Annotated in this window: 18 protein-coding genes and 4 tRNA genes; 15 read left to right on the top strand and 7 right to left on the bottom strand. The window is 40.9% G+C overall.

Annotated elements, in window-relative coordinates; genetic code table 11:
* Window positions 1-103: 103 nt before the first annotated feature.
* The 5 genes from HLH14_RS07965 (at window position 104) to HLH14_RS07945 (ending at window position 5,350) form a co-directional block, all read left to right on the top strand.
* A complete protein-coding gene (locus tag HLH14_RS07965; protein WP_067723774.1) occupies window positions 104-361 on the top strand; it encodes an FAD assembly factor SdhE in 258 nt (85 codons plus the stop codon).
* Window positions 354-740: a hypothetical protein gene (locus HLH14_RS07960; RefSeq protein ID WP_067723773.1), complete on the top strand. Its 387-nt coding sequence runs from the start codon at window positions 354-356 to the stop codon at window positions 738-740. Before HLH14_RS07965 ends, HLH14_RS07960 begins: the two co-directional genes overlap by 8 nt.
* Window positions 741-1,257: 517 nt before the next feature.
* Entirely contained in the window at window positions 1,258-2,310 is a 1,053-nt protein-coding gene (locus tag HLH14_RS07955; protein WP_067723772.1) for a hypothetical protein, read from the top strand.
* Between the two features lie 86 nt (window positions 2,311-2,396).
* Complete coding sequence (gene rrtA, locus HLH14_RS07950; RefSeq protein ID WP_131270564.1) at window positions 2,397-2,966, top strand: rhombosortase; 570 nt, start codon at window positions 2,397-2,399, stop codon at window positions 2,964-2,966.
* Window positions 2,967-3,151: 185 nt separating this feature from the next.
* The gene (locus tag HLH14_RS07945) at window positions 3,152-5,350 is read left to right on the top strand and encodes a TRAP transporter large permease subunit (RefSeq protein WP_067723770.1); all 2,199 of its coding nucleotides are present in this window, start codon (window positions 3,152-3,154) and stop codon (window positions 5,348-5,350) included.
* Between the two features lie 60 nt (window positions 5,351-5,410).
* Here the strand turns inward: HLH14_RS07945 and HLH14_RS07940 are convergent, their stop codons facing one another.
* The 6 genes from HLH14_RS07940 to rnr all read right to left on the bottom strand — a co-directional run bounded on the left by HLH14_RS07940 (window position 5,411) and on the right by rnr (window position 12,247).
* Window positions 5,411-6,286 carry a DMT family transporter gene (locus HLH14_RS07940; RefSeq protein WP_067723769.1) on the bottom strand — a complete coding sequence of 292 codons (876 nt, stop codon included), beginning with the start codon at window positions 6,284-6,286 and terminating at the stop codon, window positions 5,411-5,413.
* Between the two features lie 56 nt (window positions 6,287-6,342).
* Window positions 6,343-6,774 carry a hypothetical protein gene (locus HLH14_RS07935; protein ID WP_067723768.1) on the bottom strand — a complete coding sequence of 144 codons (432 nt, stop codon included), beginning with the start codon at window positions 6,772-6,774 and terminating at the stop codon, window positions 6,343-6,345.
* Between the two features lie 15 nt (window positions 6,775-6,789).
* Window positions 6,790-6,999, bottom strand: coding sequence for a YheV family putative zinc ribbon protein (locus tag HLH14_RS07930; protein WP_171255163.1), 210 nt, complete (start codon window positions 6,997-6,999; stop codon window positions 6,790-6,792).
* A 41-nt stretch (window positions 7,000-7,040) separates the two neighbouring features.
* Window positions 7,041-9,095: a M3 family metallopeptidase gene (locus tag HLH14_RS07925; RefSeq protein WP_171255162.1), complete on the bottom strand. Its 2,055-nt coding sequence runs from the start codon at window positions 9,093-9,095 to the stop codon at window positions 7,041-7,043.
* A gap of 63 nt (window positions 9,096-9,158) precedes the next feature.
* Window positions 9,159-9,683, bottom strand: coding sequence for a hypothetical protein (locus HLH14_RS07920; protein ID WP_155859802.1), 525 nt, complete (start codon window positions 9,681-9,683; stop codon window positions 9,159-9,161).
* A gap of 137 nt (window positions 9,684-9,820) precedes the next feature.
* Window positions 9,821-12,247: a ribonuclease R gene (rnr, locus tag HLH14_RS07915; protein WP_171532870.1), complete on the bottom strand. Its 2,427-nt coding sequence runs from the start codon at window positions 12,245-12,247 to the stop codon at window positions 9,821-9,823.
* Window positions 12,248-12,514: 267 nt separating this feature from the next.
* Between rnr and HLH14_RS07910 the strand changes: the two genes are divergently transcribed.
* The 6 genes from HLH14_RS07910 (at window position 12,515) to HLH14_RS07885 (ending at window position 15,756) form a co-directional block, all read left to right on the top strand.
* A tRNA-Ser gene (locus HLH14_RS07910) sits at window positions 12,515-12,606 on the top strand.
* A gap of 15 nt (window positions 12,607-12,621) precedes the next feature.
* A tRNA-Arg gene (locus HLH14_RS07905) sits at window positions 12,622-12,698 on the top strand.
* 48 nt (window positions 12,699-12,746) lie between these two features.
* Window positions 12,747-12,823, top strand: a tRNA-Arg gene (locus HLH14_RS07900).
* Window positions 12,824-12,979: 156 nt separating this feature from the next.
* Complete coding sequence (locus HLH14_RS07895) at window positions 12,980-13,579, top strand: dihydrofolate reductase family protein (protein WP_067723763.1); 600 nt, start codon at window positions 12,980-12,982, stop codon at window positions 13,577-13,579.
* A gap of 295 nt (window positions 13,580-13,874) precedes the next feature.
* The gene (locus HLH14_RS07890; RefSeq protein WP_067723762.1) at window positions 13,875-15,344 is read left to right on the top strand and encodes a patatin-like phospholipase family protein; all 1,470 of its coding nucleotides are present in this window, start codon (window positions 13,875-13,877) and stop codon (window positions 15,342-15,344) included.
* A 335-nt stretch (window positions 15,345-15,679) separates the two neighbouring features.
* Window positions 15,680-15,756 (top strand) — tRNA-Arg (locus HLH14_RS07885).
* An 88-nt stretch (window positions 15,757-15,844) separates the two neighbouring features.
* Here HLH14_RS07885 and HLH14_RS07880 read toward each other — a convergent pair.
* Window positions 15,845-17,095: an SRPBCC family protein gene (locus HLH14_RS07880; RefSeq protein ID WP_378320780.1), complete on the bottom strand. Its 1,251-nt coding sequence runs from the start codon at window positions 17,093-17,095 to the stop codon at window positions 15,845-15,847.
* 219 nt (window positions 17,096-17,314) lie between these two features.
* Between HLH14_RS07880 and HLH14_RS07875 the strand changes: the two genes are divergently transcribed.
* The 4 genes from HLH14_RS07875 to yddG all read left to right on the top strand — a co-directional run bounded on the left by HLH14_RS07875 (window position 17,315) and on the right by yddG (window position 20,449).
* Complete coding sequence (locus HLH14_RS07875; protein WP_067723760.1) at window positions 17,315-17,812, top strand: YcxB family protein; 498 nt, start codon at window positions 17,315-17,317, stop codon at window positions 17,810-17,812.
* 41 nt (window positions 17,813-17,853) lie between these two features.
* The gene (locus tag HLH14_RS07870) at window positions 17,854-18,495 is read left to right on the top strand and encodes a fumarylacetoacetate hydrolase family protein (RefSeq protein WP_067723759.1); all 642 of its coding nucleotides are present in this window, start codon (window positions 17,854-17,856) and stop codon (window positions 18,493-18,495) included.
* 197 nt (window positions 18,496-18,692) lie between these two features.
* Window positions 18,693-19,571: a DMT family transporter gene (locus HLH14_RS07865; RefSeq protein WP_214645732.1), complete on the top strand. Its 879-nt coding sequence runs from the start codon at window positions 18,693-18,695 to the stop codon at window positions 19,569-19,571.
* Window positions 19,568-20,449, top strand: coding sequence for an aromatic amino acid DMT transporter YddG (yddG, locus tag HLH14_RS07860; protein ID WP_067723757.1), 882 nt, complete (start codon window positions 19,568-19,570; stop codon window positions 20,447-20,449). The genes HLH14_RS07865 and yddG overlap by 4 nt, the downstream gene beginning before the upstream one ends.
* Window positions 20,450-20,481: the final 32 nt, after the last annotated feature.

Raw genomic sequence — 20,481 nt, 5'->3', positions numbered from 1 at the left:
TATTTGGAGTTAATGATGAATTTGGTCAATTGCAGGAAATGAGTCGAAACATGCAGTACTGATAGGGTAAACTAGCAAAAATTTGACACTATTGGGGAATGCTATGAGTGAAGAAATGAGCTTGGAAGAACGCAAAGTAATTTATCGTGCCCGTCGTGGTCTAAAAGAAATTGATGTGTACTTTGATCCCTACGTAAAAAATCATTATCTAAAAGCTGATGCTGTGGAAAAAGAAGTATTTGCTGAATTAGTGGCACAAGAAGATCCAGACTTACTGGATTGGTTTATGGAAGTGTCTGAACCACCACGTCCTGAAATGAAAGATCTGATTGTTAAGTTGAAACACTACGTACATGGTTAATCGGTCTTTTCAACTGAAACGCAGTCGCTTGGCCTTTGTGTTTCAGTTGATCATTTTTACACTGGTGATTGTCCTTTTGCAGCAACTCTTAGTGCCATGGTTATGGTTGACTTGTGTTCTGCTGGGGTTGATGGCTTATGCCTACGGTTTAAAAGTACCGCAACCTATTTACTTTGAACACTTAGAAGCGCGAGAGTGGTCACTTTCAAGTGTTAAATCTGAACAGATTAAACGCGTTTCGATTAGTCATATTATTGATCATCAACTTTATATTGTGGTTTATTTCCAGCATTTTCAGGAGAAACCACTCCTGATTTGGATCGATCAACTGCCGCTAAAACAGTGGAAAGCATTAAATAAATTGGCGAAATTGATCTAATTGTTAGACAATTATATATTTTGAAATATTATAAAAAACTTAATAATCAATGATATAGATATTTTAAATTCATCTTTGTAAGACAGATTTAATATAAAGTGACGAAATATCCCAATTGTCAGACAATTTTTCCTGTTAATTATTTACGCTAAATGTACATTAAATTTACCAACAGCAAATGAGGAAATCATGATGGTGATTCCAACTTGGATGTTTCTGGTGGTAGCGATTGTTTTGGCAATTGTTATTGGACGACTAGGAACCGTGCTGAAGGATCGATTTGCACAACATGAAAGCCGTTAGGCTTTGACCCCTTGATAAGTAGCATGTGCCGAACCGTCGCAATGCTACTTTTTTTTGCCCAAAAATTATAACTTCATTCAATCCAGTCAATTTTCCAAACTTCATTTCATGGCAAAGTAGCTGATCTGATTAGAGTAAATACTCTTTTATTCAGATTTCGCATCTGATATGTTTAGTTGCTATGGACATAAACACAATTATAGAGGACAGGAAAATGTCGAGAGTCCAAAAAATATGCCAGGGTATGGCAGTTGTTGCAGTTGCAAGTTCTTTATTATCAGGTTGTTCTCAAGTGGTTAAAACAGGGGCCAATGTTGCACTGGGTTTTAGTGAGAAACACATTGTACCGCCTATTTTAGCGATGGATGATGCTGATATGGCGTGTAATTCGGGGAATGCGTTAACCCCAGCCATTATGTCAACCAAGGATATGGGCGCAGATCCAACCCGTATTGCCGTTCTTTTATATGCTTCGTCTGGAATTTGTGCTGAAAATCAGGCACTCGAATCAGAGTTGCGTTATTTACGCGCCTCTAAAGCGGGTCAAGTTTCAGAAGCGCAAGATGCCCGTATAGAACAAAAACGATGGGCAGCGATTGCAGCACAGCGTCAATATGCAGGTTACCAGCTGCTGGAAAATCGTTGGGCAGCAAAATATAACAAGAAACTGGGCGAGGGCTGCCCGAAAATGAAGAGTGATCTGGATCAAACCGTTTATTTGATGGGGATGATTAGTGGTTTGCAAGCCATGACCAATGACATTAATTCTGGCGGTGCAATCAATGTACCGAAAGATATTGCAGCAGTGGTTGAACGTGGTATGAGCTGTTTAGACAATGCCAAATTCTGGGGTGCACCAAATGCAGCACGTGCTGTAATTTGGACACTATTGCCGGGTGCGGGTGATGGCAAACCTGATCCGTATCAAACCTTAAAAGAATCCGTGCAATTGGGTGAACAAAAAGGGGTACGTTTGTCTCATGCCTTATATGCCGTTGCTGCACAAGCCAGTGGTGATGATGCCAAAATTCGTGAGGCATTAAAAACATTTGCTGCTTCTCGTACAGAAGAAAAACCTGTAAATCCACAGTTTAAGCTGGTCGATAGCATGTCGAAGAATATGGTACAGGGTATTTCCGACCGTTATTGGACTGAACATACCGGTATCCGTACCAGCGATGATGGTATGCAGCGCTTCTGGGATGATGAAGAGAACACCGCAGAATTGGATGACTTATTTAGTGAAGAGGTAACGGCTAAATCCTAAGTTGAGTTCAATTAAAAGAGGATTTTAATTGGCCTGAATGGATGATTTTAATCTTTGATCAGTCATTTTAAACAGAGGGCATGTCAATGAAAGACCAATTTCTCACACGGAAAATTGTTTTTATTGCAATTGTGGTGTCATTTTCGGCATGCCTTCAAGTTTTCGCTGATTCATTTATTTATTGGCAAGCAGGCTTTTTTAAAGAATTTTGGCGGATATGGACCGGGCATTGGGTACATGTAGGATGGATCCATTTTGCGCTGAACATGCTGGCTTTTGCCTGTTTACCTTTCATTTTTCCGCGGGTAAAAGTTTGGCATTTTGTTGCTTTGCTTGTTTTACTTCCCTTATTTATTAGTCTGTGTTTTTACTATTTCTTTCCTGATATTGAAGCCTATGCAGGGTTATCTGGGGTCTTGCACGGCGCTTATGTCACGGTTGCATGCGTACATTTGCTGTATAAGAAAGAGCGTAACTTCGCTGCGTTTGTCCTGTTTCTTATTCTGGCCAAATTGATTTGGGAAAATACCATCGGCAGTGTAGGGACGGCTGAACTGATTGGCAGTCCGGTATTGGTTGAGTCACATTTATTAGGGGTAATTGGAGGCGTAATTATCGCAATGTTTTATATTTTATGGGATTATTTCTTTGAATAGTGATGAGATTGACATTTAAAACATAAAAGAAAATGGATATTGTCATTTTTATTAATACCGAATTGATGCAAATTTATTCATAACAATAAAGAGATTGAATAGAGAAAGGGTATTTTCTATTCGAAAAAGGAAAATTGGTATTGCTGAACCCGTTGCAATAACCAAGATAAAAAATAGGAATGCACATGCAAAATGATGAAAATAACAGATCAGGATTAGGTCTGTTACGTTATATATGGACAGAGTGGATTTCGACTTTTGTCATTCTATTGCTACTTTTGCTGACGCTCATCATCGGTACCGGTGAGATGATTCATGGTCAGTTGTTACGTGTGGGAGAGCGTTTGTATGGCAATGAAGAAATTGGCATGCAATATTCCTTTTTACGTGCAGAGCCAACAACCCCCACTTGTGACCGTCATCCCGATGTAGATGCGCAAGTCCAGAAGCAAATGAAAGCCAATGCCAATGATGAATTTGCCGATATTTTTGGTACCACATCGGAAGCAGACGTGCGTGCTTCAGTATTGGCGGGACAACAACAGTGCGAAGAAAAGTATCAGTTCTATGATAAAGCCATGCAATATATGGATGAGCATTCAACAATCAGAGCCTATCGTACGCTTGAAACATCGTTCTTTGGTGTTTTTAAATTTGGGACTGAAAATCGAGTCATCATTTTATTATTGATGGTCGTGGTTGCTGCGATTACTGCATCAGTGAAGTTTCATCATATTGGTTTGCGTGCTCCAACCACCAAACTGGATTATCGAGTCTATGCGCTATTTATGATGCTCGGTAATGGTTTGCTGGCGTCATCTGTGCTCAGTCAATATCATTCAATCATCAATTCAGGTGTGACCTCGAGCTATGAAACGCTGGTGGTTTACTGGCTGTGGATTTTCCTGTTTATTACCCTGACCTTGATCAGTTTACTCCAGCTTATTAAGCCACCTGCAGCCAAACAGGAAGGCAAAGGTAATTTCGGCTTAGCTTTACTGAGTGTGCCTTTATATGCCTACATGGCATTACTGACCGGGATTGTCTTTACCTTTGTCATGGATTATCCAATGGGGCAAGGGATTTACCTCGGGATTCTGGTTGAATTCTCAGGCATCTTCTTAAACCTTGCACTGTTTATCTGGGCAGGGATGTTGCTGACCCAAACCCGTGTCATGGATTTATTCCTCGGGATTTTACGTCCGTGGAACCTTGCACCAGAAACGCTAACCTGGTTAATTTTGATTGCTGCTGCGATTCCAACCGCTTATACCGGCGCTTCAGGAATTTTCGTTGTTGCCGCAGGTGCGATCATTTATAAGGAAGTGTGGAACTCGGGTTCTCGTCGTCAATACGCCTTGGCAGTATCTGCAATGTCAGGTTCGCTGGGTGTGGTGATTCGTCCATGTCTATTGGTGATTTTGATTTCGATGCTGGATAGTCGTCATGTGACTTCTGATGAACTGTTTAATCATGGTATCTATGTCTTCTGGCTGACCGCATTTATCTTCCTTGGGGTATCGTTATATCTGGCCGAAACACGTTTCCGTGTGAATTCACCGAAAGTTGCGGTTCCCGGAATGTTGAAAGCCATTGTTCCGGTGATTCCTTATATTGTGATTACGATTATTGTGATTGCTTTATATAAATATGGTCTAGACACCAAAATGGATGAATTCACAGCACCTGTGATTTTACCGATCATTTTGATTGCTTATATTATGTTTGATAAGTGGTGGGGTGATCGTTTTGCAACTCCACCAGATCGACATGCCGCTTTGGCCTTGGAACATGAAAAGCAATCGACCTTTATGCGCGAACATACGCCGCATGCGGGAGAGAAAGCGCGAGGCTTTGGCCATTCACTCTGGTTTGCTTCGGCAGAAACGGTTGGTCATATTGGTGCACTAATCATCTTGATGGCCCTGTCTGCAAGTGTAGGCGGTTTGATCGAGCGTAGTGAAGTGGTTGAATTATTGCCAACGCATTTGGGCAATATTTATATTTCACTGGCATTTATCGCATTGTTACTTGCCATTATTGGTATGACTACAGACCCATTTGGTGCGGTAATTCTGGTTGCTGCAACCATTGCGCCGGTAGCCTATGAAAATGGTATTCATCCAATTCATTTCTGGATGATTGTACTGGTTGCATTTGAATTGGGTTATGTCACGCCGCCGGTTGCCCTGAATCATCTGCTGACGCGAATGTCGGTCGGAGATGATGAAGTTCGGGCTGCCGATGCAGAAGCCAAAGTGAAATATACCAAGTTCTATTACCGCTATGAGCGTTGGTTATTGCCAATTATGGTGCTGTTCCCATCGTTGCTGATTGTGACCTATGCGCCGTATATTTTTAGATTGTTTGATTGGTATCAATAGTTTTTAAGCGATAAAAAAAAGCACCTTCGGGTGCTTTTTTTGATGGCATGTTATTTTTGCTTATTGTGCTGAACGCTTTTGTACTAAAGGACTACATAGCACAATCGCACTAAGAATCAGTGCAAAACCCATCAAACTATATTGATCAGGCATTTCTCGCCAAAACATAAAACCCCAGATGCCGGCAAAGATAATCGCAATATAATTTACCGGTCCAATCTGTCCTGCGGGTGCAAGTTTATAGGCGTTCGACATAAAAATTTGACTGATATTCGCCAGTAATCCTGCACACATCAGAAAAACCAGTTCAGTCCAAGTATATGGACGCCATAGCCAAAACATCGGAACCATCGAAATAAGGGTGCCGATAAAGCAGAAATAGAACACGATTTTTTCAGGCGACTCGGTACTGGTCAGTGCTCGAACAGTGACAAATGCCATGGCGGCCAAGAAGCTTGCGCCTAGTCCAATTACTGACATTTGATTAAACATACCTGCATCCGGCTTGGCGACAAATATCACACCGATTAAACCAATGGCTGCAGCAAGTAACATGGAGTTGGTGATTTTTTCTTTGAGGAATAGCCAGGCAATCAACGGAATAAAAATCGGGGATGAGTAGGTAAATACCATGGCATTGGACAGCTTTAAATGTGCAATGGCATAGAAGAAACCATACATTGCAATCAGCCCAATGACTGCACGCCAGCTATGCATCCAGATTTTTTCAGTTTTAAAAAATTCCGTCCCTTGCTTAAAAATGAGTGGAAGGAAAATGAATAAGCCGACAAAATTTCGGAAAAAGACAATCGTGGGATTATCGACCGTATGCGATGCATAACGAATACAGACACCCATCAGGGAAAAGAGAAAAGCAGAGCAGGTGAGAAAAGCAAGCGCTTTAAATAAGTTGCGATTGCTTGTAGCTATAGGCATGAAAAAAATCAGCTAGAATGTTTGCTGAGATTTTAGCTGAATCTTCCATTATAAAATTATTGTTTCTGAGCCAGTTGAGCTTCGAGTAATTTAATTTGCTCTTCTTTTAGTGCAACTAAGTCATCGGCATCTGCATGTTGTGCTTTCAATATGGCTTCCTGATCCTTCAGTTGCATTTGAATATCTTCCAGTTTAGCGACTTCTTCTTTAGCTAATGATTCATTCTCTGGAACAGCTGTTTTCAGAATTTTTTCATCGACCAATTGAATGGTTTTTTCATCTGTCGCAACTTCGGGTTCAGTCGGTTTAGCTTCAGCAGAAGCCGCAGGCTTTGCCGGTGTATTTAAGCTGGTTCCTTCATGTTCAGGAAGTACTTCGTTTGATGTTGCAAAAAACCATTGATATGCCAAAAAAAGCACAATGATTGCAACCAAGCCCCCAGTAATGCCCAACAAAAGTTTTGGGCTATTTCTTTGATCTAACGTCATGTGTTGAACCTGTTTTTATTTTGGCTGACGAGGTTTGAATTGAATAACGCCCACTTCATCCGGTACTTCCGGCATTTGTGGTTCATCAATATGCGTTGGGCGGTTTTCTGTATAATCGCATTCAACACATTCAATCCATTCATCTTCGCCAGAGGTAAGCATGACTACTCTATCTAGCGCTTCACATTTAGGACATTTTGCACCTGCAATGAAACGACGTTTAATAGCCATCTTACTTACCTTCTGATCAATCTAAGGCGCCTAGTTTAAGCGTTTTTAGAGGGGTTCGTCCAACCTTGATGACGTAATAACGCATCTATTTTTGGCTCGCGTCCGCGGAAATTGATAAACGCATCAAGTGCTGTATCTTTTCCGCCAACTGCTAGAATAAATTGACGAAATTCTTTTCCGGTCTGAACATTAAAAATTCCTTCCTGTTCGAAACGATCAAAGGCATCACTGGCCAAAACTTCCGCCCATTTATACGAGTAATAACCTGCAGCATAGCCACCGGCAAAAATATGGCTAAAACTATGCTGAAAACGGTTATAACTTGCCGTTGGTGCGACCGCATATTTTTGACGAATATCATCCAGGGTGGCTTGGACTTGTTCTGCATTTAAAGCGGAGCTGTGCTTGTGAATCGACAAGTCAAACAAGGCAAATTCGATCTGACGCAAGGTTTGCATGCCGGACTGGAAAAAACGTGCATCGAGTAAAGATTTGAGTAAATCTTGTGGAAGATGCTGTTTGGTTTCGATGTGTTCGCTGAGCAGATCCAGACTGTCGGTATCCCACGTCCAGAATTCCATAAATTGACTTGGCAGTTCGACAGCATCCCAATCGACGCCGTGCGTTCCTGCTACCGCAATATGGTCGACTTCGGTCAACATGTGATGCAAGCCATGACCAAATTCATGGAATAAGGTATTCACTTCATCATGGGTGAGCAGTGCCGGTTGATCGCCGACCGCAGGAGTGAAGTTACACACCATGTAGCAAATCGGTTTTTGTAAGCCATTTTTAGTTTGCATGCGTGAACGGAAGCCACTCATCCATGCACCACCGCGTTTTCCACTGCGGGCATACAGATCAAAGTAAAAACCGCCAACTACATTGCCTTGATCTTCCAGTTCAAAATAACGTGCATCGGAATGCCAAACTGGCGCTTCCCGTTCCACAATGTTGATGCCGTAAAGACGATTCACAATGCTGAACAGGCCTTGCAGAATTTTCGGTGCAGGGAAGTAGGGTTTTAATGATTCTTGAGATAAATTGAATTGCTGAACTTTGAGCTTTTCAGAATAGTAGCCGGTATCCCAAGGTTGTAAATCCTGAATCCCGTCTTGAGATGCGATGGCTTTGAGTTCGGCAATTTCTTGCGTTGCTGGTGCACGGGCATGTTCGGCTAGGTCAACCAGAAATTTATCGACAGTTTCTACATCAGGTGCCATTTTGCTGGCCAGCGAAAGCTCGGCATAGTTGTTAAAGCCTAACAGCTGTGCCATTTCGTGACGCAGGCTTAAGATTTCTTCGATGATTTTGGTGTTATCAAACTCTGTATGTTCAGACTGATCAGAGGCACGTGTGGTATAGGCTTTATACAGTTCCTCACGTAAGGCACGATCATCTGCATAGGTCATGATGGCAAGATAAGAGGGAATATCTAAAGTGGCAACCGCCTGTTCAAGTTCACGTTGCTGACCATATTGTTTGAGTAGATCGATGCTGCTTTGCGGTAAGCCTTTGAGTTGTTCTTCAGTCAGTGGTTTGAAGTAGGCTTGGGTTGCATCCAGCACATGATTGGAGAAGTCAGATGAAAGCTGAGATAAACGTGCAGAAATTTCCGCATAACGTGTTTTGGCTTCGCCTTTTAAAGCCACACCTGAAAGTTTAAAGTCACGGAGTGCCAGTTTAATCGCACTTTTGTGTGCAGCAGGAAGCGTATTAAACTGGGGCGCATCATGTACATGTTGATAGGTTTGATACAACACCGTGTGTTGACCCAGTTGAGTATAGTATTCGCTTAAAGCAGGCAGCAGGGATTGATAGAGTTCGCGGGTTTCTGCATTGTTCATCACCGCATTTAGATGTGACAGCACACCCCAGGATTCACTCATATTATTTTCGAGGGTATCGACCTGATCTAATACGGCCTGTTGTGCCTGAATACTGTCAGGGACTTCAGTTAAATTATTTAAAAAGTTTTGTCCTTGTTGAATGGCTTGTTCAATCTGTTGTTTTAAATCTGCAAGTTGAATTTGATCAAATTGTGGAACAGGCAAAGTCGCCTTTTCTAAAGTCATTTCTATACGCCATATCATTTATAAACTTATTAGTAGATGTAGGGCTTATGACAGGGGAAATCAAGACTCGATCAGGATTTATTGTTCCTTATTGGTAGTTTTCGGCTTAACCTGAATATGATTAATAGATTTGACGGATGTTCCAACTGAACTTTGGCGAATGGTCAATTGTAGGCGGACTTGCTGATTCTGGTAGCGCTGATATTGCTCAGGGCTGATTTTAAAAATTGGAGAGGATCTATAAGGTGTTTTCAAGTAATAAGAGATTTTACCTTTAAACGAATTTTTAGTAGCTTGGGCTTGCGTATGGATCAGCTGCTGTTTTCCGACCATCGCTGTATAAAACATGAGAAGTGTGCCAGAAAGATTGAGCCAAAATAGAAAAATAATAACGAGTGGAAAAATTAGCAAGCAGTAGAACCTAGGTCTTTTGCGAACATTTTTCCAGTGATGAGGAATAAACCACTCTTGGCGTTTATTTAAGTAAATAAAATATAACAGCAGCCAAATATAGAGAATGACTGAAATGGTTAGGGCGATGATTTGGATCGTCGGAGTTGGGGAGAAGTTACTGCATAAGAGATAAATAGTTCCGCTGATCATCAAACAGAACATAAGAAGACATACATAGTAATGGTAGTAAAATTTTGTGATTTGAAGAATTGGCATAGATCTTTTTAATTTTTTATAGTGTGCTGATTATAAATAAAAAAAGAGAGCCGAAGCTCTCTTTTTTGAATTTACTCTATCTTAGGTTTCGCATTGGCCTTTTTCTTTTTTGGCTTAGACTTTTTCTTCACTTTGTCTTTATCTTTGGCTTTTAGGTCCGATTTAGCTGCAGGTTTTTTATCTGACTTTTTAGCAAAAGCATCTGACTTGGTTTTTGGCTTTTTCTTGCGAATGGGCTGTTCACCATCTTCACTGACTACGGCTTTAGCACGAGGGGTATAAACCTCTTCTTTCGCTGTAGTTTTGGCAACACGCGGTGCTCGGCTACGAATAGCACGACCGGCATGAGTCATTTGTTGCAACAGTTGAAAGTCAATCTTACGATCTTCCAGATTCACGGCTGCAACTTTAATTTTGACTTCATCACCCAGACTAAAGGTTTGACCACGACTTTGACCGATCAAGCTTTGGTTGGCTTGATCATAAACAAAGAAGTCATCGCCCAATTGGCTAACATGAATCATGCCATCGACATAGAGGTCTTTAAGGGTGACGAATAAACCAAATTCAGCCACTGCACTGATGATACCCACAAATTCTTCACCTAAATGCTGCTGCATATAGTGACATTTCAACCATGTGGTCACAGAGCGAGATGCTTCGTCAGCACGGCGTTCAGTTTGAGAGAAATGTTCTCCGGCATCATCTAAAGCGGCACCTGAAAGCGCGAAAGGCTTTTGTTTTAAATGCGCTTTGATGGCACGGTGCAACAGCAAGTCAGGGTAACGACGAATTGGTGAAGTGAAGTGCGTATAGGCATCATAAGCCAAACCAAAATGCCCGGCGTTGTTTGCGCCGTAATAGGCCTGCATCATTGAACGTAACAACACGGCATGAATACTTGGCGCGTCAATACGGTCTTTAGTCGCATCAATCACCGCTTGGTAATCTTTTTGGGTTGGCTGTTCAGGAAATGGCAGGCCAAGCAACTTCACATACTCACGAACTTTTTGGATACGCGAAAATTCAGGTGGCTCATGCACACGGTACAACATTGGAATGTCATTTTCTAAGGCATATTCTGCTGCTGCCACATTGGCAAGCAACATACATTCTTCAATCAGTTTATGCGCTTCATTGCGTGAACGAGGCAGAATTTCTTTAATCCCGCCTAACTCATCAAAAGTCATGTAGGTTTCAACGGTTTCGAATTCCATCGCATGGCGTTCGGCACGTAAACCTTTGAGGGTCTGATACAGTTGGAACAGGGTATTCAATGACTTGTGCACACTGCGGTCGTCAGGAATCGCATCGCTTTCGCCATCAAAATATTGCGCAACCTGAGTATAGGTCAAGCGTGCTTTTGAATGCATCACTGATGGATAGAACTGGAAGCCTGTCACTTTACCCGCGCGGGATAAGGTCAAATCACACACCATACATAGACGGTCTACGTGTGGATTCAGTGAGCACAAACCATTGGAGAGTGCTTCAGGCAACATTGGCAAAACGTAGTGCGGGAAATACACTGAAGTACCACGTTCTTTTGCTTCCTCATCCAGCGGGTGATCGTTACGTACATAATGACTGACGTCAGCAATCGCAACCACCACACGGTAACCGCCACCTGGACGTTTTTCAGCATACACCGCATCGTCAAAGTCGCGCGCATCTTCACCATCAATAGTAACTAAGGCTAAATCACGTAAATCGATACGACCTTGGCGATCCTGTTCATTTGGTTCTTTAAAGCTTTCTGCTTCACGAACCACTTCTTCCGGAAATTCATACGGCAAACCAAATTCTAAAATGGTTTGCGGAATAATGATTTCAGTGTCTGCCTTGTCCGCCATCGATTGCACGATGTGTCCTGTAGGCAATTCTTCACGGGTCGGGTAATCATCAATGGCTACACGAACAGAATCACCGACCTTGACGTGGGCATGTTCAATCAGTTCTTTTTCTAAGGTAATTGGTTGATGTGCATTTGGATTTGCAGGCTGAATAAAGTATTCGCCGTCGTAAACCGCAACTTTACCAATAATCTGTTTTACACGATGCTGTACAACTTCAGTAATAAAACCCCAAGGTTTACCTTTACGGTCAACCGAAGTCTGACGCACTTTAACGCGGTCACCATTAAAGACCAAACGCAGTTCACGTTCTGGCAATAAAATATCATCATGATCGGAAATTTTTGCTGTACCTAAACCTTTCGAGTTGATGTATACAGTTGCTTCATGAGTCGGTTGGCTGGTTGCAAGCAGGAACTTAAATCCATCTTTCATCAATTGACCATCGCGTACCATGGCACTTAAACGATGGCTGAGTGCTTCTATACTTCTTTCATCTGCAATATTAAAGTGTTCCACTAAATCTGCATGAGATTGTGGTGCTTGTAATTTTTCAATCGTTTCTGAAATGAGAATACGGCTTGGAATAGGATTGTCATAACGTTCGGCTTCAGCCTTAGCTTCAGGGTCGACCCAATTTTTCATAATGTCTTTGGCTTCATGTCAGAAGATAGGATTAGCATAAGTCATGCAGCATGATACTGCACGAAAATGATTGCAATATTGTGTTTTCAATTTCAATTTTACAGGGAAGCGGCACATTTCACACGAGCAACTGTCGAAAAAACCGGGGAAAGAGGGCGATATAGCCGGAAATCGTATAAAAAATAGATGATTGATTAAAAATATCAGAATTTTTTGAAATGTGACTTGAAGAAGTAGAGTTTAGTTTGTATTATGGCGGCTCGTTACGGTGAGGTGGCCGAGTGGCTGAAGGTACTCCCCTGCTAAGGGAGCGTGGGTCTTAAAGCCCACCGAGGGTTCGAATCCCTCTCTCACCGCCACGAATAACTTGAAATGCGCTCATAGCTCAGCTGGATAGAGCACTTGGCTACGAACTAAGGGGTCGGGAGTTCGAATCTCTCTGAGCGCACCAATCAAGTTAAACGTAAATGTAACGAATGCTGAAAAGCAACTCAAGTACGCGCTCATAGCTCAGCTGGATAGAGCACTTGGCTACGAACTAAGGGGTCGGGAGTTCGAATCTCTCTGAGCGCACCAACTTGAACACATCGACAGATGTAAAACTGGAAAAAACCGCACATGTTGCGGTTTTTTTGTGTCTGAAGTTTATAGAATTGAAATAAGCTGAATAATAAAAACAAATACTGAGCTATAAAATAAACAAAATAAAGGGTTGATACGAGAAAAATTAAGATGAGAAAAATAATTGTGCAGGAATTTATAACTTTAGATGGCGTTATTCAAGCACCAGGTGGACCAGAGGAAGATCAATCAGGCAACTTTAAATATGGTGGCTGGGTTGCCCCTTATTTGGCCGATGCAGACGAAGTAGTCAATACGATCATGCAAAAATGGATGCAGTCCACAGATATTCTTTTGGGAAAAAATACTTTTAATATTTGGGAAGCTTACTGGCCAAAGCATGCGGAGATGTGGGCAGGAATCAATGATGTCACTAAGTATGTGATGTCCAGTAGCTTGGGGCACTCGGACTGGCAAAATTCTGTCTTTTTGAAAAATGTTGATGATGTGAAAAAGCTCAAAGCGTCAGAAGGTGGTGATATCAAAGTTCATGGCAGTGCCAATATGACCCAGACACTTTTCAAACATGATCTGGTTGACGAACTTTGTTTGATGACTTTTCCTATTATCCTGGGTACAGGTAAATGTTTATTTGCTGAGGGTTCAACTCCCACGGCTTTTGAATTAACGGATAGCTTGGTCACATCAAGTGGTGTGGTGTTCACTTATTACAAGCGGGTAGGAGAAGTGAAAATGGGTAGGGTGGGGTAATGCTAAATGATAAAATCATTGTCTGGATGGAATGAGTTTTGATTTGTTGAAATAAGACCCTATGATTTATATTAGAAGATGTAATACTGAAAGAGACCGCTTAATTGCGGTTTTTTTTGTGTCTGAAATTTAGTTATAGCTTCCCCTTAAAACTGCTTAAATATTTTCAAAAATATGCCTCACTGCATTTGTCAGAAAGAGTTTCAAACATAGAGTTTTTTTATATTTAGGTTTAGTTTATTAATTCAATAAAAAGGTTTTACGTCCGAGAAATTATAATAGTGAGGGTTTGAATATGGCTCTACTTGCGTTAATCAAAGATGATCAAGACATTCATGGCCAAAATGGCTATATCAATTCAATTCGAAATAAAATTACGGCGCAGCCAATCTCGGATATTACCGATCACCAAGGCAACCAATATATTGATTTAGTATTAGAAGGAGGTGTGGTGTGGGGACTTGCATTAATCGGTTATACATACACACTAGAACAAGCAGGTATTCGTTTTCTAAACTTAGCAGGGACTTCAGCAGGTGCAATAAATGCGATAGTTCTTGCAGCTTTAGGGCAATCATCTGACAAAAAAAGTGAAGAGCTCCTTGCTATTTTTAATAAAATGGATTTAAAAAGTTTTGTTGATGGTGGGGTTCTAGCTCAAGAATTAGCGAGTGATATTGAGCAAAAAGATCATCCATTTTTTGCAATGTTTCCAAAACTGTTAGGTCTTTTAACTCTCGGAAAATTTAGCAAAAATAAACTGGGTATCAACCCGGGGCAGTACTTTGAAAACTGGTTAGAAAGCATTTTAAATCAGCATAATGCCTCAACAACGGCTAAACTTTTTAAAAAACTTGAGAACAAAAATTTAAAAATTAGAGAAATTAGCAAAAGAAAATATCCTGTTCTTGATCAGATACGCTTTGAAAATAATTTCAAAACTAGTAGGTTGGCTATTATTGCATCGGATATTACCACTGAAAGTAAAATTATTTTTCCTCAAATGGGGTATTTATATTGGAAGAATCCCCTAGAAGTTCATCCCAAACACTATGTCAGGGCTTCTATGTCCATTCCATTGTTTTTTGAACCTGTTCGAATCAATAAGATACCTGAAAAGCGTGAAGATTTTTGGCAGGTATTGACTGGTTTTGAAGGGAATCCTCCTGAAGTTGCTTATCTTGTTGATGGTGGTGTGATCTCTAATTTTCCAATTGATGTTTTTCATTCTCGGGACAGCATTCCATTATGTCCGACATTTGGAGTCAAACTTGATATTAGTAGGAAAAAAGCTTCAACAGTAGACAGTATATCTGACTATTTAACAGCACTCGTCAAAACGACCATTCATACCAATGATTATACTTTTTTGCTTAATAATGATGATTACAAACAATTGATTACATATATAGACACTTCACAAAAGTATGTACCCACTAATAAAAATAAATCGAATAATATTGTGAGAAGAATATTAGGGAAAATCAAGCATAATGAATCAGATACATTTGGTATTCTTGACTTCAATATGTCGGATGAAAAGAAAGCCGCACTATTTGCATTAGGTGCAAAAGCTGCATGTGAATTTATTTGTGGAAATGAAGTATATGCATCAAGTAATAAACAAAAACCTTATCCCCCAAATACAATTCCACCATTTCATTGGGAAGAGTATAAAGATTTAAGAGAACAATTAATTGTGGCTGATACCCAAGCCTATCAAGAAAAAAAGGAGAAAATTAAAAAATTCTCTTTATTGCCATAAATATATTTATGAAATTACATGCATATTTTCCTGTGGTTACTTAATATTCTAGAACAACAGGTAGTATTTAAACGGCTTCACATCGGTCTCTACCAATCAGATAAGTTTCCTGAGTGTCATAATCTAGAGCATTGATGTATTTTCAGTGCTTGTTGCTGATCTCAAGATCAGCTTTTGGGAAAGAGGTCGTGAGAAATCACTAAATTGGCTATTTTTGTTTAAAAAATAGATGAAAAATCCAATTTTGCCCAATAACTGTCCACTTGATTGCGTATTTGTTAAAAAGCACTTAACAGACAGTTAAAAACGCGTATAATGCACCACATCAAGACGTCGCGCTCATAGCTCAGCTGGATAGAGCACTTGGCTACGAACTAAGGGGTCGGGAGTTCGAATCTCTCTGAGCGCACCAACTTGAACACATCGACAGATGTAAAACTGGAAGAAACCGCTTAATTGCGGTTTTTTTGTGCCTAGAATAAATTAAAAGTGTTAAACAATTATTTCATCTTCTGTTTAATCTTCAATGCAAACACGGTATTACCACCAAGTGCTGGCAACATGTCGTGATAAGGCATGCTTCGCATCGCCCGAAGTAGAAATGGTGCCTTGTCGTGAATTTTCATGGCACTGGTAACGTTTAATAGCGTACCGTTATCTTGAGGAATCAGCTGTATCCCGCCTTTGACAAATTGCAAATCACCACCCACGGCATCAAACTGATTTTCTAAACTGTTGGGATAGTCAAAACGTAGCTTAAAATCAAATGGAATATTGATCACGCCTAAGCCGACTGAAATTTTATAGTCGGCATCAAAGGTGTTGGGATCAATTTTTTTAATTTCGATGTCTTTAATCTGGCGTGGAAAAAGTTCTTGATAAGAAGGAGCATTCAGCCAGTGCTGCATTTGTTGCGGACTTTTGGCGAAATATTGATAACTGCTACTAAAACGCAAGCTTTCCAAACCATGCTGATAAGGTACTTTATTAGATGGCAGGATAAAAGAAACCGGCTCTTGTGATTGTTGACTCAGCGCTGCAATTTTTTGAACTTGGCTCGAGCTTAAGTGGGGTTCGGGTAACTTTCCAGCTTTTAAGGTTTGATATGTGGGTGTTTTAAAGTGTTGTTGCAAGGCTTCTAATAAAAAAGCGTTGGTGCCCGAGGGAATGCCGAGTTTGGCCTCTGGAATGGCCTTCAGAATGGTACTGAATAAAAAGCCTTTAGGCTGGTTCAAATCACCCCATTGGGTAAGGGTAATTAAAGTTTTATTACTGCCTAAATCAAACCATTCAATTTTGCCCGCGCCGTAAGGAATGGGCGCATCCAGAACAATGGTGGAAATGCTATTGGCTGTTAAATGATGCTGCATCACCACATTTTCTTTAAAGTTTAATATTGGAATAGGGGTGGGAATATGCACCTGATACTTCATCTGGGTAATGCTGCCTTGTTGTTCCAAGACCTTTGAAGATTTTAATACCGGAAATAGTCCATTGTACCCGCTATAGTTACTTAAAAGCCGCGCCACATTTTGGCTATTTGCAGGAACAACCACTGCACCGGTATAAAACTTGCCTGTCATACTTTGTGGATTTTTAAAGGTCGGTAAAGTAATGGATTGCGCAGGATGGGCATAAATTAAAATACGGTTTGCAGTTAAGTCCGCCAGTGGTTGAGCCTTGCCTTGAAATACATTTAAGCTGCTGGGAATTTGTTCTTTCCATGGAATGATTTTTGCCGAAACTGGCATAGCGCACAGGCAGCACAGAATCAATAGGCTGTATCTGTAGTTATTGTTTTGCATATTACATCCTGTTTATGCTTTTTATGAGTATATGCTGATGTTTTAATCAATTTCCCAGTAATTGTGAAGCGAACTTATGTAATTTAGGCTGGCAAAAACAATAAGGAAAAGGCTGAATCTGGTGTAATATCTAGCGCAATTGTTGTAATAATTTGATGATCACTTATGTCAGAGACCAAGCCCGCTGTATCGCTACGTTATTCCTTAAACCTGGAAGAATCACAAGATGGTTTTGCCCTTGCTACTTTTGGTAAAAAGCAACTCACACGCTTTATTACCCCGTTGGTGAGTATCGGGATCATTGTTTGGGGTTTTTACCTCGGCTTTAATGGCGTGGGGCGCTATTATGTTGCGCTGGGTGCTTTCTTTTTAATTTTACAATTGATTATGCGTTACTGGTTTTTACCGATGATGTTTAAACGTCAATTTGTGAAATACCAGTTTGGTAAAAGTGAACAGGGCATCGAATTATTTCAAGATTATGTAGAAATTTATGCCAATGGTCGTAAGCAAATTTTCAACTATAGCGAAGTACAAAACTTTGCCACAGGTAAGCTGACCTATATGATTGAATTGAAAAATCGTACCGTCATTATTGTGCCGAAACGCGCTTTTGAGCAATCTGCGGATCAGACCGTATTTGAAAATACATTTAAAAAGTAAGCTTTAAAATACAGTAAAAGTGAAATAAAAAAGGGAAGATCATGAGTACACGTCCATCTAAAATTGTCTGTGTCGGTCGTAGCTATGCAGACCATGCCAAAGAATTAGGAAATGCTATTCCTGATCGTCCAGTTTTATTCATTAAGCCGCCAAGCAGTTTGGCGAGTTTAGAACAAGGCATTTCATGGAACCCAGCGTGGGGCAATTGTCACTATGAGTGTGAATTGAGTTTGCGTATAGACCGTACTTTAAAGGCAGAAACTGATCTAGCCAAAGCCTTAAAAGCCGTGGGCGCAGTGACTTTGGGTTTAGACTTGACGCTACGTGATTTACAAGACGACCTGAAAAAGAAAGGTCAGCCTTGGGAACGTGCCAAAGCATTTGATGGTTCATGTGTCTTGGCAGACTGGGTGGAACTGTCAGAAGTCAAAGACTGGAAAGATGTGCATTACACCTTGCATGTCAATGATGAGCTGCGTCAAAAAGGTGATACCTCTTTACTGATTTTTGATATTGCCACTTTGCTTGCCGACATCAGCCAAGTCTTCACTTTAGAAGAAGGTGATGTGGTGATGACCGGTACACCTGCAGGTGTGGCAGCATTAAAAGCAGGCGATCAACTGACCATGACGTTACAAGGTCAAACCCAAGAGTTTGTCTGGAAAACCTTTGTTCAGGCTTAAGCTTTGAATGAATAAAAAGGACTGCTTTGGCAGTCCTTTTTTTTAAAAATATATATGACGCTGAATACTTTTTTAGATTCTCTGCAATTTCAAAGTTGAGCGGTTTAGCGTATCTTTGGACGCGTAAAAAATACGGTAAGTTTCAAGGAATAATAGTGATAGAACGCAAGGCACTGGATGTACGAGCATCTACCATCATGTTTGGCTTGTGTATTCTTTGGGGCTTGCAACAAGTCGTCTTGAAAATGGCAGCTCCCGATATTTCTTCTTTAATGCAAGTCGCCTTGCGATCAGGGCTTTCCGCCTTAATGGTCTATCCACTGATCAAGCTTGGGGAAGGGAACTCACTATGGAGCAAAGATTATTTGTATCCGGGTTTAGTTGTAGCTTTATTATTTGCAGCTGAGTTCTTTATGCTTGCTCAAGCCATTCGATTTACTTCTGCTTCGCATGCCGTTGTTCTACTTTATACCGCACCTATTTTTGTGGCTTTAGGTCTGCATTGGAAATTGCCTTCAGAACGCTTATCCATTTTGCAGTGGAGCGGTATTTTTATCGCATTTTTAGGCATCGTGGTGACATTTGTTGGACGCGATGGCAGTTCAGGGCAAGACCTATCGCAAATGCTATTTGGGGATTTGCTCGCTTTATTGGCAGGCATACTTTGGGCAGCCACCACAATTTCTGTCCGTTTAACCAAGCTTTCCGATGCACCAGCAACTCAGACTTTGTTCTATCAATTGGCAGGTGGTTTTGTGTTCCTGTTCCCTTTAACTTTCGTGTTGGGACAAGCCAGCATTCATTGGACAAGCCTTGCCATTAGCAGTTTGATCTTTCATAGTATCGTTATTTCATTTGCCAGTTATCTGATCTGGTTCTGGCTGCTGAAAAGCTATTTGGCTTCACGTTTAGGCGTATTTTCATTTTTAACGCCATTGTTTGGCATGTTGTTTGGTGTGTGGTTGTTGAATGAAAGCATCGAAATGAATTTTATTATCGGTACAGTCATGGTGATGATGGGTGTGTTGGTCGTAAGTTTACAGGGCTGGTTAAAGCCGAAAAATAGCAAAGCATGAAAGCATTCAATAAAGCCACCTTGATCGGCTTGTCATCCATCTTGATTTGGGCAAGTCTGGTTGCAGTGGTTAAACTGATTACTGAATCATTAAGTCCTGTTTCAGCCATTGCGCTGATTTATAGTTTTAGTGCGATGGCTATTTTAGTGTTGAATGGGCTGCCGCGTTTTCAGCACATATCGAAAGCTTATTTGTGGGGCTGTGGCGCTTTATTTGTGGCTTATGAAATTCTATTTTTAGTTTCGATTGCCTTGTCACAAAATCATGATCAGGTGCTGATTATCGCGATGATCAATTATTTGTGGCCGCCTCTCACCATTGTCTTTTCAATATTGGCCAAGCAGCTGAATTATCGTTGGCCGGTGATTGTCGGATTTATTGTTTCTGTCCTTGGGTTATTGCTGGTGGTTAATCCCGACATTTTGAATCTGGAGCAATTTCTACAAATACTGCAACAAAATCCAATGGCCTATTGTTTTGCATTTTTAGGGGCTTTGCTTTGGCCGTGTTATAGCGTACTGACCAAAAAATATGCCCAAGGGCAAAATGCGGTGCCGTTATTTTTTCTGGTGACGGCGATCGCCTTATGGTGCATTCATTTTATGATGGATCAGGCTTTTATTTTTCCACAGCTGAATATGTGGCTATTGATTGCAGTGACAGGTGGTTTGGTAGGGATTGCTTATAGCAATTGGAATCAGAGTTTACAGTTCGGCAATATCAAGCTGCTGATTCTCGCTACCTATTTTATGCCTGTTTTATCTTCCTTTATGTCGATGCTGATTTTGGATGCAACACCCAGTCTTACCTTTTGGATCGGGACATGCTTGGTGACTTTCGGGGCCATGATTTGCTGGAAGAACACTGCGGAAATTTAAGCCTTATCCATATCCCTTCCTCTTTTAAGAAG

It is taken from the genome of Acinetobacter terrae, assembly GCF_013004375.1.
Lineage (GTDB): Bacteria > Pseudomonadota > Gammaproteobacteria > Pseudomonadales > Moraxellaceae > Acinetobacter > Acinetobacter terrae.
The sequence above is the reverse complement of the archived record's forward strand: the minus strand, read 5'-3'. Positions and strand labels throughout refer to the sequence as shown.

Coding starts and splice junctions, on each gene's coding strand:
- HLH14_RS07965 (WP_067723774.1), top strand. CDS start 104: ATGAGTGAAGAAATGAGCTTGGAAGAACGCAAAGTAATTTATCGTGCC.
- HLH14_RS07960 (WP_067723773.1), top strand. CDS start 354: ATGGTTAATCGGTCTTTTCAACTGAAACGCAGTCGCTTGGCCTTTGTG.
- HLH14_RS07955 (WP_067723772.1), top strand. CDS start 1,258: ATGTCGAGAGTCCAAAAAATATGCCAGGGTATGGCAGTTGTTGCAGTT.
- rrtA (WP_131270564.1), top strand. CDS start 2,397: ATGAAAGACCAATTTCTCACACGGAAAATTGTTTTTATTGCAATTGTG.
- HLH14_RS07945 (WP_067723770.1), top strand. CDS start 3,152: ATGCAAAATGATGAAAATAACAGATCAGGATTAGGTCTGTTACGTTAT.
- HLH14_RS07940 (WP_067723769.1), bottom strand. CDS start 6,286: ATGCCTATAGCTACAAGCAATCGCAACTTATTTAAAGCGCTTGCTTTT.
- HLH14_RS07935 (WP_067723768.1), bottom strand. CDS start 6,774: ATGACGTTAGATCAAAGAAATAGCCCAAAACTTTTGTTGGGCATTACT.
- HLH14_RS07920 (WP_155859802.1), bottom strand. CDS start 9,683: ATGATCAGCGGAACTATTTATCTCTTATGCAGTAACTTCTCCCCAACT.
- rnr (WP_171532870.1), bottom strand. CDS start 12,247: ATGAAAAATTGGGTCGACCCTGAAGCTAAGGCTGAAGCCGAACGTTAT.
- HLH14_RS07895 (WP_067723763.1), top strand. CDS start 12,980: ATGAGAAAAATAATTGTGCAGGAATTTATAACTTTAGATGGCGTTATT.
- HLH14_RS07890 (WP_067723762.1), top strand. CDS start 13,875: ATGGCTCTACTTGCGTTAATCAAAGATGATCAAGACATTCATGGCCAA.
- HLH14_RS07880 (WP_378320780.1), bottom strand. CDS start 17,095: ATGCCAGTTTCGGCAAAAATCATTCCATGGAAAGAACAAATTCCCAGC.
- HLH14_RS07875 (WP_067723760.1), top strand. CDS start 17,315: ATGTCAGAGACCAAGCCCGCTGTATCGCTACGTTATTCCTTAAACCTG.
- HLH14_RS07870 (WP_067723759.1), top strand. CDS start 17,854: ATGAGTACACGTCCATCTAAAATTGTCTGTGTCGGTCGTAGCTATGCA.
- HLH14_RS07865 (WP_214645732.1), top strand. CDS start 18,693: ATGTTTGGCTTGTGTATTCTTTGGGGCTTGCAACAAGTCGTCTTGAAA.
- yddG (WP_067723757.1), top strand. CDS start 19,568: ATGAAAGCATTCAATAAAGCCACCTTGATCGGCTTGTCATCCATCTTG.